The 14,010-nt window shown below is 47.9% G+C and carries 13 protein-coding genes; 10 read left to right on the plus strand and 3 right to left on the minus strand.

The window, feature by feature from the left end; genetic code table 11:
- The first annotated feature begins 5 nt into the window (after nt 1-5).
- The 4 genes from treP (at nt 6) to SIC45_RS11150 (ending at nt 4,931) form a co-directional block, all read left to right on the plus strand.
- The gene (gene treP / locus SIC45_RS11135) at nt 6-1,457 is read left to right on the plus strand and encodes a PTS system trehalose-specific EIIBC component (protein ID WP_298788204.1); all 1,452 of its coding nucleotides are present in this window, start codon (nt 6-8) and stop codon (nt 1,455-1,457) included.
- Nucleotides 1,458-1,528: 71 nt separating this feature from the next.
- Nucleotides 1,529-3,217 (plus strand): alpha,alpha-phosphotrehalase, encoded by a 1,689-nt coding sequence (treC, locus tag SIC45_RS11140; RefSeq protein WP_413645694.1) that lies wholly within the window; start codon nt 1,529-1,531, stop codon nt 3,215-3,217.
- A gap of 5 nt (nt 3,218-3,222) precedes the next feature.
- On the plus strand, nt 3,223-3,942 hold the full coding sequence (treR, locus tag SIC45_RS11145; protein WP_298788207.1) for a trehalose operon repressor: 720 nt from the start codon (nt 3,223-3,225) through the stop codon (nt 3,940-3,942).
- Nucleotides 3,943-4,046: 104 nt separating this feature from the next.
- Nucleotides 4,047-4,931, plus strand: coding sequence for a PD-(D/E)XK nuclease family protein (locus SIC45_RS11150; RefSeq protein WP_413645946.1), 885 nt, complete (start codon nt 4,047-4,049; stop codon nt 4,929-4,931).
- A gap of 68 nt (nt 4,932-4,999) precedes the next feature.
- Here SIC45_RS11150 and SIC45_RS11155 read toward each other — a convergent pair whose 3' ends face one another.
- The gene (locus SIC45_RS11155; RefSeq protein ID WP_298788209.1) at nt 5,000-5,767 is read right to left on the minus strand and encodes a 3-hydroxyacyl-CoA dehydrogenase; all 768 of its coding nucleotides are present in this window, start codon (nt 5,765-5,767) and stop codon (nt 5,000-5,002) included.
- Nucleotides 5,768-5,975: 208 nt separating this feature from the next.
- Between SIC45_RS11155 and ytvI the strand changes: the two genes are divergently transcribed.
- The 3 genes from ytvI (at nt 5,976) to SIC45_RS11170 (ending at nt 9,182) form a co-directional block, all read left to right on the plus strand.
- A complete protein-coding gene (ytvI, locus tag SIC45_RS11160) occupies nt 5,976-7,088 on the plus strand; it encodes a sporulation integral membrane protein YtvI (protein WP_319632187.1) in 1,113 nt (370 codons plus the stop codon).
- A gap of 140 nt (nt 7,089-7,228) precedes the next feature.
- The gene (locus SIC45_RS11165) at nt 7,229-8,716 is read left to right on the plus strand and encodes an aldehyde dehydrogenase family protein (RefSeq protein WP_319632188.1); all 1,488 of its coding nucleotides are present in this window, start codon (nt 7,229-7,231) and stop codon (nt 8,714-8,716) included.
- A 37-nt stretch (nt 8,717-8,753) separates the two neighbouring features.
- Complete coding sequence (locus tag SIC45_RS11170) at nt 8,754-9,182, plus strand: hypothetical protein (RefSeq protein WP_319632189.1); 429 nt, start codon at nt 8,754-8,756, stop codon at nt 9,180-9,182.
- A 10-nt stretch (nt 9,183-9,192) separates the two neighbouring features.
- On the opposite strand, the gene SIC45_RS11175 is transcribed toward SIC45_RS11170, so the two are convergent.
- Together SIC45_RS11175 and SIC45_RS11180 are read right to left on the minus strand one after the other, a co-directional pair.
- A complete protein-coding gene (locus tag SIC45_RS11175; protein WP_319632190.1) occupies nt 9,193-9,612 on the minus strand; it encodes a nucleoside deaminase in 420 nt (139 codons plus the stop codon).
- A gap of 11 nt (nt 9,613-9,623) precedes the next feature.
- Complete coding sequence (locus SIC45_RS11180) at nt 9,624-10,295, minus strand: MBL fold metallo-hydrolase (RefSeq protein ID WP_319632191.1); 672 nt, start codon at nt 10,293-10,295, stop codon at nt 9,624-9,626.
- Nucleotides 10,296-10,452: 157 nt separating this feature from the next.
- Here SIC45_RS11180 and SIC45_RS11185 point away from each other — a divergent pair, with 157 nt between their 5' ends.
- From SIC45_RS11185 to SIC45_RS11195, 3 genes are all read left to right on the plus strand, one after another.
- Complete coding sequence (locus tag SIC45_RS11185; RefSeq protein WP_298788469.1) at nt 10,453-10,812, plus strand: DUF1499 domain-containing protein; 360 nt, start codon at nt 10,453-10,455, stop codon at nt 10,810-10,812.
- 101 nt (nt 10,813-10,913) lie between these two features.
- Nucleotides 10,914-11,936: an ABC transporter substrate-binding protein gene (locus SIC45_RS11190; RefSeq protein WP_298788222.1), complete on the plus strand. Its 1,023-nt coding sequence runs from the start codon at nt 10,914-10,916 to the stop codon at nt 11,934-11,936.
- 2 nt (nt 11,937-11,938) lie between these two features.
- The gene (locus tag SIC45_RS11195; RefSeq protein WP_319632192.1) at nt 11,939-13,969 is read left to right on the plus strand and encodes an iron ABC transporter permease; all 2,031 of its coding nucleotides are present in this window, start codon (nt 11,939-11,941) and stop codon (nt 13,967-13,969) included.
- Nucleotides 13,970-14,010: the final 41 nt, after the last annotated feature.

The following is a 14,010-nucleotide window of genomic DNA, read 5'->3' on the forward strand; positions in this document are numbered from 1 at the left end:
CCATAATGGCGAAAATTACAAAGGAAGCCGTGGAGACGATTGTAGAAGCCGTGGGAGGCAACGAAAACATAGAAACAGTCACCCACTGCGTGACAAGGCTGCGATTTGTTTTATACGATGAAGAAAAAGTAGACAAAGAAAAGCTTACCAGCCTCGATCTTGTCCGGGGAGCTTTTGCTTCCGGCGGCCAGTACCAGGTTGTAATCGGCCAGGGCACTGTGGACAAGGTTTATAAAGAGTTAATGAGCGTCACGGGTCGTTCCGAAGAAACCGGTGGGCGTGCAGGTGAGGAAGATTCTGAAAGCGATACCAGCGAAAAGCAGAAATCCACTAAAAAGCAGAATGGGTTTCAACGGTTTATCCGTCTGCTCGCTGACATTTTTATTCCGATTCTTCCTGCCATTATCACAGCAGGCCTCCTGCTTGGTTTAAACAACCTGTTAACCGGCCCCGGCATATTTTTCGACGGCGCTGTAATAGAAGTATATCCACAGTGGACCAGTTTTTCTGAAATTATTTTCATCATTGCAAACGCTTCATTTAACTTTCTGCCTGTTCTCATAGGGTGGTCGGCGGTCAGACGGTTTGGCGGCAGCCCCCTCCTCGGCATTGTGCTTGGGCTGATTTTTGTGCACCCGCAGCTTTTAAGCGCATATGCTTACGGCGATGCAAGTGCAAATAACGAAGTGCCAACCTGGGATCTATTCGGATGGAACGTTGAGCAGGTCGGCTATCAGGGGCAGGTGCTTCCAGTGCTTGTAGCCTCCTATGTTTTAGCGCAGATTGAAATTTTCCTCCGTAAACGTATTGCAGATTCCATTCAGGTGCTGCTGGTTGCACCGATTGCTCTGCTTGTTACCGGGTTCTTCACCTTTATTATTATCGGACCGGTTACCTTTGGCCTCGGGAACGCAATTACCGACTTCTTCCTTTGGACATTCGATCAATATGCATGGCTCGGCGGCCTGCTTTATGGCCTCCTTTATGCACCGCTCGTTATTACCGGACTCCACCATACATTCCTGGCGGTGGATCTGCAGCTTACCGCTTCGACCGATGGCACCTTTTTATGGCCGATTCTCGCTCTTTCCAACATTGCTCAGGGCTCTGCTGCAGTCGGCATAATGATTTTAGCCTGGAGAGATCAGAACATGCGTGGGCTCGCTGGTTCAGCCGGTCTTTCTGCTTATCTTGGTGTTACCGAGCCGGCATTATTCGGGGTAAACCTGCAGTACCGGTTCCCGTTCTTCTGTGCGCTCATCAGCTCTGCCATCGCAGCAACGTTTATCAGTATTAATAACGTGCTGGCCTTTGCTGTCGGCGTCGGCGGTATCCCCGGCATCTTTTCTATCCGTCCACCGGACTGGGGAGCATTCTTTATCGGAATGCTGATTGTCATTATCCTCCCGATTGTATTAACCTATCTCTATGGGCGTATTCGTAAAGTAGAACTTTAACCAATGAATTACAGGCGTCTGCTGGGATTGTCAGCAGGCGCCTTTGCTCCATACAGCATATATGCGAAAGGATGATCACAATGGAACCGTGGTGGAAACGTGCAGTTATTTATCAGATTTACCCTAAAAGCTTTAAGGATACGACCGGCAACGGAGTCGGCGATATTCCCGGTATTATCGAAAAGCTTGATTACCTGCAGGATCTCGGAATCGATGTTTTGTGGCTCAATCCTGTGTACCCTTCTCCTCAAAAGGATAACGGATACGATATCAGCGATTATTATAATATTTATGATGTCTACGGAACGATGGAGGACTTCGAACGTCTGCTGACGGAGGCCCATGCAAGGGGTATGAAAATTATTATGGATATCGTTATTAATCATACCTCCACCGATCATGCCTGGTTTCAGGCTGCTTCGTCAGATGTCTCCAGTCCTTACCGCGACTACTATATCTGGAGGGATCCCGTGAACGGCGCTGAACCAAATAACTGGGTGTCTAAATTCGGGGGCTCCGCCTGGCAGTGGCACAAACCAACAAACCAGTACTACCTGCATCTATTTGATGTGAGCCAGGCGGATTTAAACTGGGAAAACGAAGAACTGCGCCGACAGCTGTACGACATGATGCATTACTGGTTTGATAAGGGCATCGATGGGTTCCGGCTCGATGTTATCAATTTAATTTCAAAGGACCAGCGGTTTCCAAATGACGATATCAGCGACGGCCGCCGGTTTTATACTGACGGGCCGAGAGTGCACGAGTGGATGCATGAAATGAATCAAAACGTATTTGGCCCGCACGGAGCTATGACAGTAGGGGAAATGTCCTCCACGACGATCGACCACTGCATTAAATATACCCGCCCGGACCGGGAAGAACTGAGCATGACCTTTAATTTTCATCATCTAAAAGCAGATTACCCCGGAGGAGAAAAATGGACCCTGCCTGAATTCGATTTTGTGCAGCTAAAAGAAACGCTATCAGACTGGCAGAGCGGTATGTATGAAGGCGGCGGCTGGAACGCGCTGTTCTGGTGCAACCATGACCAGCCCCGCATTGTAAGCAGATATGCCGATGACGGTAAGTACCGCGCAGAATCAGCGAAGATGCTTGCAGCAACCATGCACTGCATGCGCGGCACTCCTTATATTTATCAGGGTGAAGAGCTCGGCATGACGAACCCTTCCTACAGCTCCATCAATGACTACCGTGACGTGGAAACCATCAATTATTATGATATTATGCAAAAGCAGGGAAAAAGTCCGGAGGAAGCATTCGCTGTCATTCAGGCCCGCTCCCGGGACAACGCCCGTACACCGATGCAGTGGGACAGTTCGAAAAATGCCGGCTTCAGTGAAGCCGAGCCATGGCTGCCGGTTCCGGAAAATCATACGTCTATTAATGCCAAAGAAGCGGTAAGCGATCCGGCATCTGTGTATCATTTTTACAAACAATTAATTCAGCTTCGCAAGGATTATAAAATCCTGACAACTGGAGATTATCAGCTTTATCTCCCGGACCATCCTTCTCTTTTCGCCTACACACGCGAGGACGAAGATGAAGCCTTACTCATCATAAGTAATTTCTCGTCTGATATAATTAAAGCCGGCAGTCTGGATCTTCCGCGGAAAGAAGACGCAGGCAATGTCTTTGTCACCAACTACAGCCGGGAAAGCTTTTCTCTGGAAGCTGACAGCCTGCAGCCGTACGAAACAATCGTTCTGCATTACCAAAAACAGCTCCCTGGGGTGTAACGAGCATGAGTACAAAAAGAAAATATTTAGACATCTATGAAGAAATAGCGCGCGGTATCCGCAATGAGCAGTTTCAGCCTCATGCTCTGCTTCCTTCGGAGCATGAGCTCACTTCTATGTACGAAACGTCACGGGAAACCATCCGCAAAGCGCTGAATCTTCTCTCCGAACACGGATACATTCAAAAAATTCAGGGTAAAGGCTCCGTCGTGCTTGAAACCGGCCGGTTTGATTTTCCCGTTTCCGGGCTCGTCAGCTTCAAAGAGCTCGCGGAGCAGACCGGCAGCAACAGTAAAACCCATGTGCATTCCTTAATCCTCTCTCCTGTGCCCCCAGCCCTTCAGCATGCGCTCGAGGTCCAGGAAACGGAACAGGTCTGGGAAGTAAAACGGCAGCGGAAAATGGACGGCGAAAACATTGTGCTCGACATCGACTACCTGCTTGAGCGCTGGGTGCCCGGTCTCACCGAAGACATTTGTGCTGATTCCATTTATGACTACGTGGAGAATAAACTGAAGCTTGTAATCAGCTTTGCGCGCAAAGAAATTACTATTGAAAAGCCGACGGAAGAAGATAAGCAGCTTCTTGACCTTTACCCGGATTCGAGTATTGCAGTTGTCCGAAACTATGTGTATCTCGATAATGCAGAATTATTTCAATACACTGAGTCCAGACACCGTTCGGATAAGTTTCGTTTCATCGACTTTGCCCGCCGTCACCGTTAAAATGGTATCAGAAGCAAGGTAAAGACAAATCGAAGGAGTGATTTCTCCTGTTTACTATACGGGACTATCCGGAGTTTTCCTGGTCACTGTCGAGACATAAAACGCTGCTTCAATGCGAGCGGCAGTATGCCCACCAGTACTACTCCTCACACAACGGCTGGCTGCGGAACGCAGACCCTTTTCCGCGCCACGTCTACCGGTTGAAAAATTTGACCAATCTTGAAATGCTGTTTGGGTCTATTGTGCACGATCTAGTAGAGGAAACGCTGAAAAAATATTTAAATGATAGCGATCTCCCGACAAAGGATACGCTGAAAGAAACGATCCGAACCCGTCTGAATGCAGGCTTTATCGATTCTACGCAAAACGTGGAACAGTGGCGCAAAAAACCGAAACATACGACCATGCTCCATGAAATTTACTACGGCGAAGAGAACAAGCTGCCCGCAGAGAAAATTAAAAAGATCCAGGACCGGCTTGAGGCCGTAGTGGAACATATTCTGACCTGTGATACCGTTTCGGAGCTTACTTCGGAACGGCCGACGTATTATCTCGAATCAGAGGAACTCCGCACGATGAACCTTGAAAACACCAAGGTGTTTGCCGTGCTCGACTTTCTTTATAAAGACGAAGAAAACAATAAATGGGTCATCGTGGACTGGAAAACCGGCCTGCAGACAGAGGAGGATCCGTACCAGCTGGCTTTGTATGCGCAGTATGTCCTTGACTACTACCCGGAAGCATCGCTCGAGGACATCGTCGTGCGGAATGAATATCTGCTCGAAGGTAAAAGTGTCGAACACAAGCTTGATCACTCCACCCTCCGGGAAGTCAGAGACCTGCTCGTCCAGAGCGTGGAACGTATGGCAGGCTTTCTCGAGGATAAGGAAGCCAACAAGCCTCTTCCACTCGAATATTTCAAAAAAACGACCAACACCTTCGCCTGTAAGCGGTGCAACTTTTATGAGCTCTGCTTCCCGCAGCAGTAAATAAGCTTTGCACTGATGCTAAGCATAAAAAAAGTACCAGAGTCCACAATACAGACTCTGGTGCTTTTTTATTTGGGAGGCATACGGAGCGCTCCGTCCAAACGAATCGTTTCCCCGTTTAACATTGTGTTATGGATAATTTCTTTTACAAGCGAGGCATACTCATTCGGAAATCCGAGCCTTCTTGGAAAAGGAACGTTCTGTCCCAGCGTCTGCCTTGCTTTTTCCGGAAAGGACATATAAAAAGGAGTTTCGAATAAACCCGGAGCGATAGCCATAACGCGTATACCAAAGTCTGAAAGCTCCCTGGCGGCCGGTGCCGTAAGGCTCCAGATGCCCCCTTTAGAAGCGCTGTAGGCAGCCTGGCCGACCTGTCCTTCATAGGCGGCAATCGAAGATGTATTAATAATGATTCCTCTTTCTCCCTGTTCGTTTGGTTCATTATGTCTCATCGCATCTGCACCGAGCCGGAGCATGTTAAACGTTCCAACCAGATTCGTCTGGATAACACGAGTGAAATGCTCGAGGGAGTGCGAATCCTTTTTATTCAGAATCTTCTCTGCAAGCCCGAGTGCCGCGCAGTTGACCACCCCGTCGATACGCCCGAACGTTTCTATTGTTTTATCAATAGTTGCTTTTCCTTTTTCGTCCGAAGTGACGTCCATTTCAATAAAAATGGCACTGTCTCCAAGCTCTTTTGCTCTTTTTCTTCCGGGTCTCACCTCAAAATCGGCGATAACCACCTTCGCACCGTTTTCTACAAGCATATTCGCCGTAGCACCACCAAGTCCGGATGCACCGCCTGGAAGTAAAAAAACTTTTCCGTTAATATCCATACTGCTTCCTCCCCTGTCTGTTCCTAAAGTATAAGCCACTACTGCCATTCTACCTTATAATTACCCTAAAGAACTATTCATAAAAAGTATATATCCCCCTGTTTTCGGGAATATTAAAAAAAACGTGTAGATTCTTTTTTACAGCGGGAAGGTTATAATAAGAAAAGATGGATAGCATGTCCACCAAAGGAAAGGAATGGAATGGACCATGAAACAAACAACCGGCTGGATGATTCTGCGGTTTATTATCGTTATAATAGCCACTTTCGCTCTTGCATGGGCGCTTGGCAAGATTTTTTCCTATACGTATCCGTTTTGGATCGCCGCTTTTTTCGCGTGGATGCTTATGCCGCTTACGAAGTGGCTTCATTATAAACTGCGTCTGCCAAATGGGATCGCAGCTCTTGTTGGTCTTCTGCTTACTTTAAGTATCATTGGAGGCATTATTACCGGCCTGATCTTTCTTTCAATTGAATTATTCAATGTGATCGCTGAAAAGGGGCCGGCCTGGATGGAGAGCACCTTTTTGCAAATGCAGAATTTTTACAATGAAAATATCCTTCCCTTCTGGGAAAGAGCTACAGGAGCCGCCTCCGGGATCGGCGGTCAGTCCTCTGTAGATCAGGGGATAGCTCAGCTTGGAAGTCAGCTTGGCTCCGGACTTGGCTCAGTCGCTCAGACTACTGCCGACGCTTTAACCCAATTAATTTTAGGCATTCCGACGCTCTTGATTGTCCTGTTATTTATTGTATTAGCTATTTATTTTATCGGAAAAGACTGGAATAGATATGCCGGAAAAATGAAACTGGCCCTGCCGCCCTTTGTCATCGAGCGGTTAAAGGCTTTTTACCAGGCCATGTGGGCAAGAGTTTTCGGCTACATTCGGGCGCAGCTGATCCTTATGCTTGTGACAGGCGTTATTGTGCTAATCGGCCTGCTTATCATGAGGGTCGAAGGAGCCTACTGGCTTGCAGCCGTCGTTGGTGTCGCTGAATTTCTTCCTTACCTGGGCACCGGCACTATTTTAATTCCGTGGGGAGTGTATCTGCTCATTACAGGCAACTTTGGCCTTGGACTTGGCCTTTTGATCCTTTATACGATTACCATGATTGTCCGGCAGATTATCGAGCCAAAGGTGCTCTCTTCGAGCATGAATCTGAACCCGCTTGCCGTGCTGATCTCCCTGTTTGCCGGCCTGCAGATGTTTGGAGCCGTCGGTCTGCTGGCGGGACCCGCCATTTTGGTTTTATTTATTATTCTTTGGGATATCGGCGTCGCAAAAGACATCTCCCGTTTTATCCGGTACGGCTTTGATAAATAAAGTATCCTTTCACCACGGAAAAGCTGCCTTGAGTCTCTTTGTGCGAGCAGGGTTTCTTTTCCGTCACTTCTGTTATGATTAGTTCTAATTAGGGAACGGGGTACTATACTTATTATTATGATTCAGAAAGGGTGTCAATATTGGAATCAACAACCGTTCATTCATCTAATGAAGAAGAAATACAGGCTGCCTGGCAAAAGGCCGATGATGCTTTTACTCCCTGGGCTTCTCTGCCCATAGAGAAACGGCTTAGCTACATACAGCTGCTTCGCTTTACTATCAGCGAGCTCCGGGAAGAAATTGCGGACATTATTTCCTCCGCTACAGGAAAACCTCCTATTGAAGCGCTGGGGTCTGAGGTCATCCCGGTTCTTGAAGCTCTGCGCCACATTGAAAAAGAAGCTCCCGGTCTTTTTAACCGGGAGCGCGTCAGAACTCCAATGATCTTTATGGGAAAAAATTCTTCAATCATTCGCAAACCACGCGGAAAAATTGCTGTTATCTCTCCCTGGAATTTTCCTTTTCAGCTTTCTCTTATTCCTGTTGTTGAAGCGCTGACTGCAGGAAACTGCGTGCTTTTAAAGCCTTCCGCAGAGACGCCGCTCGCCAGTCTTCTTCTTGAAAAAATTTCGGGACTTTTTCCTGACGGCGTGTTTCAGGTTCTCCATGGCGGAGCTGAAACCGGACGCTTACTAGTTGAACAGCAGCCGGACTATATTCATTTTACCGGATCAGTCGCAACAGGAAAGGTTATTCAGAAGCAGGCCGCCGAGCATCTGATTCCCACCACCCTCGAACTGGGCGGAAAGGATGCTATGGTCGTTCACAAAGATGCGAACGTCGAACGGGCGGCGAATGCTGCTTCCTGGGGAGCCTTCATGAACAGCGGCCAAGTCTGTTTATCTGTCGAGCGCGTAATTGTGCATGAAGAGGTTCAGGAGGAATTTTTGAATAATGTACGCAGAACCATCGCCGGTCTGCGCCGGGATGGCGAAAAAGAATATGAAATCGGTCGGATGACGACGAAAAAGCAGTGGGATACGGTTTACAATCAGGTTCAGGAGGCGATTGACCAGGGTGCCGAACAGATAGCCGGAAAACCACCCGAACGCTGGGACGATCAAACTCTGTCAATCGAACCGGTTGTTTTGACTGGAATAACCGGAGAAATGCGGATATGGAAGGAAGAGACTTTCGGTCCTGTATTTTCAGTACGGACTTATTCTACAATTGACGAGGCGCTCGAGCTGTTCAACGACACAATTTATGGTCTGAGCGGTTCCATTTTCACTGCTGACCAGGAGCTTGCGGCAAACTTTACTGCAAAGGTCCGCACGGGCAACTTTATGATCAATGATGTAATCTCCCACGCTGCCAATCACTACCTTCCTTACGGAGGCGCAAAACAGAGCGGTATTGGATCCTACCACTCTACTGCAGGCATGCGTTCGTTCAGTATTGAAACGTCCGTTATGAGCGCAAGGGGGAGTATGAACAGCGAAATTTTATGGTATCCTTATAAAGGAAAGTTCGAATCACTTTCGCAAATCATCGACTATTACTACGGCAGAAACCGTAACTGGAAATCATTTTTGCAAACATTTATGGGCCTCACACGCCGGCCGTAATGCTGATGTTTTCCGTCTGCCTTTAGGAGTATGAAAAATGGAACGTTCATCAAAATGGAAACATCTCGCCCCGAAGCAGCTTTGGAATCGTGTTAAGCAGACGCTGCAGCCTGCTTCCGCGGACGGGGGGAAATCAAACAGCAGACTGGACCGGAGGCGGCAGCACAAGGAGCGTCAAAAAGACACACGCCTTTATAAAACGTCGCTTTATGCGTTTTATACAATGTGTGTACTGCTGATGCTCATGCCATTTGTTTATTTTCTCCCGTGGTCGTCCATTGCCACCTGGCTGGTCGTGCTGATTCTGCTTACGCTCGGAACAACAACAACCCTCGCTGCAGTCACAATAAAAAAGCAGTCACATCACGTGCCGCTTTTATACATGTGGTTTATTCTGCTCATGTCTGCAGTATTATTAATTATTTACCTGGGCATACTTATTTATTTCCGGTTTTTTCTGCTTTAACTGCCCCGCTTTAACGTTCATCAAGGTATGGATCGAGATTTTTATCCCGAAGAGGTTTATACTGCAGCTCGTAGGTTGTTTCGGGCACTGGAAGGAGGCCGGCATTTTCGGCCTCCTTTGCTGTTTTTGCCGTGTATACTACCGGGATACCGCTCCAATTGATGGCAGCTTCACACATTGGACAGGGCTCCCCGCTCGTATACAGCTCGCAGTCACTTAAATCCTGAGTTTTTAAAAACCGTGAAGCGGTCCTTACTGCTTCCAGCTCGGCGTGAGTCGTCGGATCACAGGTTTTAAAGCCTTTATTCCCTTCCTCGGCCACTACTTCACCGCCCCGGACAATTACACAGCCAAAGGGATCTCCCTCCCCTTCTTTTTTTACCTTCTGCGCCAGCTGCACCGCCCGTTTCATCAAAGCTTCATTATACATAACCGTGCCCCTTATACTTTAGACTGGTATTGATTTACAAATGCGCTGTACAGATGCTGCGAATACTGCAGATCCTCTCCGTGACAGATTGATAGTTTTCGGGGAGCCACTTTCTGTATAGTTTTCGTACTCCGCATCGCCCGATCCATATTAGCAGTAAACTGTTTCATCGGAGGACCAATACGCCCGTTTTTCGAAGTAATCATGTCGCCAGTGATCAGAACGTCATCTTTTTTATGATAATAAGCGGTATGACCCGGAGAGTGCCCCGGTGTAAAATATGGGTCCAGCCCCATCATAGAATGAAAAACGCCACGGCTGTCTCCCGGCAGCTGCTTTACAGAAAATCCTTTAGTATAATTTGTCGGTTTTTTTCGGTTAGGATAAGGTTTTTCCCCCGTTATGTAAGGAATCTCGAGCCCATGGATGTAAACAGGTGCATTTACTTTGTCCTGAATATAAGCGAGTCCGCCTACATGATCCGGATGTCCGTGCGTTAATAAAATCATCTGGACCCGTCCAAAACGTGCTGCTTCTTTTAAAATTCTCGGCGCCATTGGCCGGATGCCCGTATCAATAATAATAGCCCCGTTCTCATGCTTGACGACCCAGGCACTAATAGTAATGCCTACCTTCATGTGCACCTTAATAATATTTTCACTCACCTGGCTGACTTTCACCATCTGCGATCCACTCCTTTCTTCCTTTCCCCTTCCCTTCCTGCTTCCGGTTAACGCTTTATTTTTTCGGGAAAGAGAGTAACGCTGATATAATTCTAATCATCTGCTTACAGTGTACACAATAATGTATATAAAATTCTACCGCGAAAGGATGTTATTTATGCTTTCTCCCTGCCCTAACAGCCCAAATTGTGTTTCTACCATGAGTTCCCCCGAAGATAAACGTCATTACATGGAGCCCATACAATATTCAGGCAGCCCGGAAACAGCGAAAAGTACTATCCGTCATATCATTCAGCAGCAGAAGCATGCGGAAATCGTTCATGAAGATGATAACTATATTTCAACTGTGTTTACGACACCGTTGCTTAAATTCAAGGATGACGTTGTTTTTTATTTCGGTGATCATGGGCACGTTCATTTTCGATCGGCTTCAAGGATCGGCAAGGGGGATATGGGAAAGAACAAAAATAGAATGAAAGAAATTACTGCCCATTTTTATGACCAGTATAACGAATAATAAATAAGAAAAATTTTTATATTTATTGAATTGTCCCCCTTTTTATAGTAAAGTCGGATTTGTTGATATTGATAATCTTTTTCAATTAGGGGGATATACATATGCGTAAAAGGATTTTTTTAACATTTTTAACGGTACCCGCTTTATCACTTTCACTTGCTGCATGCAGTTCTTCAGAAGACAGCGGCAGTTCGGAGGAGTCCGGCAGCAATGAGGGATCTTCTGAAAACAGCGAATCTGTAACGGTAACAGACGGGTATGACAATGAAGTAACCCTTGAGGAAACACCCGAAAACGTCGTCGCTCTCGAATGGGTGTATGCTGAAGATCTTCTTGCATTAGGCATGCAGCCTGCCGGTATCGCTGATCTCGATGGATATAACGATTATCTTGCTGATATCGAACCGGCCCCTTCTGAAGACGTCCAGGACGTTGGCACGAGACAGGAGCCAAGCCTCGAACGTATTGCCGAGCTGGAGCCCGATTTAATCATTACCGCCGGCTACCGCCATGAAGACATTAAAGAAGAGCTTGAAGAAATTGCCCCGACGCTGATGTATAATCCATACCCTGCCGAGGGCGAGGGCAATCAGTACGAAGAAATGGAGTCCACCTTCGAAAGCATTGCTACGGCTGTAGGCGAAGAAGACCAGGCGGAGCAGGTTTTAAATGACCTGGATGACACCTACAATGAACTGTCGACTGAAATCGAAGATGCCGGACGCACTGACGAGGAAGTGCTGCTTTCACTTTCCTATCTCGCTAATGAAAATGTAGCCTTCCGGCTGTTTGCCGACAATTCTCTTGCCGCCCAGACGATGGAACAGATCGGTGTCGATAATGCGTATGAGTCTGAGCAGTTTGAAGAGTACGGCTATACAGAAACGAGCGTCGATGCACTGGAAAATTATCAGGACCAGACATTTATAGATATCCCCACACCGGAAGGCGATCGTGATACGATTGAACAAACACTGAATAACAATGAAGTATGGAATAGCTTATCCTTTGTTCAAAACGATAATGTTCATCGTCTTCCGAGCTCTACATGGCCATACGGCGGTCCGCTTTCATCCGAGGTGTTCGCCGAAGAGGTGGCTGACACTTTAACAAATGAGGAGTAACTATGAATTCATTCCCGTTCGTTTCAAGAGCTGTTCTGCTGTATACTGGCGGAGCAGCTCTTCTCTTGGTGCTGATATATCTGCATCTTGTGCAGAGCACCGGTACTTTTTCGGTGCGCTCCTGGTGGGAGCTTATGCAGCATACCGACTCTACGGAAAGCAGTATTTTCCGGACTGTATATCTCCCGAGAATTGTTATTGGTATTCTCTCAGGTATAGCTTTGGCTGCTTCCGGGGTTATTTTTCAAACGATCACAAAAAATCCGCTGGCAGCCCCTAGCACATTAGGAGTTCATGCCGGTGCCTATTTCTTTATTGTAGCTTTTGCCACCATACTGCCGGACTGGCTGGGTCTGAGCGGGTTTATCGCTGCGTTTGTCGGCGGATGCCTGTCCGCCTTAATGGTGTTTACAATGGCCGGCGGCCTTGAAGCTACGCCAGTGCGGATGGCTTTGGCCGGTCTCGTACTGTCTATTGCTTTTTCATCATTTACAGCTGTTCTTCAGATATTTTTTGAAGTACAGACCGCCGGTTTGTTTCTATGGGGTAACGGCACCCTTGTACAGCAGGATTGGAGCGGTGTCCGCTTTGTCTTCCCTGTACTGATCGTGCTTTTGTTCCTCGTGTTCTTTTACGCTCCCCGTCTCGATATTCTTTTGCTTGGCAAAAATCAGGCAGCTACACTTGGAGAAAACGTACGGGCTACGCAGGCATTTATGTTTTTCCTTGCCGTAGGTCTGACTGCCATCGTTGTAAGCGTTGTTGGCCCCATCGGCTTTATTGGCCTGGTGGCCCCCCATTTGACACGCTTAATGGGCTATCAGCTTCACTCCACTCTTTTGTTTGGGTCCATGCTTTGGGGTGCTGTGCTTCTGATCGGGGCGGACGTACTGGGAAGGGCCGTCGACCCTTCCCTCAGTGAGCTTCCTGTCGGCGCTGTCACATCGATAGTCGGCGCTCCGTTTCTTGTATGGCTCATTTTAAAGCACCGGGGCTCTTTTTTTGGCACAGAGCAGCAAAGTGCTATTGGAGGTGGACGTAAAAGACGTGAACTGAAGTATCCTGTTGTTTTAACAGGTGCTGTTATGTTTACGGCCCTCGTGTTCTTTGTGGGACTTGCCGGCGGGTCCACAGGCTTCAGCTTCGTTGACACCTGGCAGGCCCTGTTTACAGAGGAAAGCAGCGGGCAGCGGTTTATCATATTCGATTTGAGGCTCGGGCGGCTTTTGACGGCGCTTACAGCTGGAATGCTGCTTGCACTAAGCGGCATGCTGTATCAGGGCATTCTGCGAAATCCCCTCGCAGATCCTTCAGTGCTCGGGGTGACCTCAGGAGCAGGCGCGGGCGCCCTGTTTGTACTGTTTCTTTTCAGGGATATTCCCACGGCCTTTATTCCAATTGGAGCCATTGCCGGAGCTTTTGCAGCTGTAGGCGTAATTCTGTTTTTCTCCTGGAAAACTAAATTTCATCCCGCTGTCCTGGCCCTTCTCGGAATCGCCCTGTCAGCTGTAGGCGGCGCTCTGTCACAAATTATGATCACCCGTTTTAACTTAAATGCTGCCGCCGCATTAACCTGGCTGTCCGGCAGCACATATGCCACCGGCTACGAAGAGCTTCAGCAGTTTCTGCTCCTCCCGCTTGCCATAAGTATACCGCTTGCCTGGTTTTTAGCCCCTTCCTTAAACGTGCTTTCGCTTGGCGACCAGACAGCGATCGCTCTTGGAGAGCGGTTAACCTTTGCCCGCTGGGCCGCAGTATTGCTTGCCACCTTTTGTGCCGCCATGGCAGTAGCCGCCGTGGGCACGATTGGCTTTATCGGGCTTGTCGCACCTCATTTAGCCCGTATGCTTGTGGGACAGGACTACATGCGCATTTTTCCTGTAGCCCTATTTATCGGCGGCTCTCTTCTCGTGTTTTCCGATACGATCGGACGCACCGTACTAGCCCCTGACGAAATCCCCTCGGGGCTGGTGGCTGCTGTAATTGGCACACCCTTCTTTTTATGGCTGATGCACAGAAGCTCTAAATCATAGTAATTCTTCAGAAAGAAAGCCAGGAGCCCCTTCACGGAGTT

Origin of the sequence: Marinococcus sp. PL1-022, assembly GCF_033845285.1 — a bacterium.
GTDB lineage: Bacteria > Bacillota > Bacilli > Bacillales > Marinococcaceae > Marinococcus.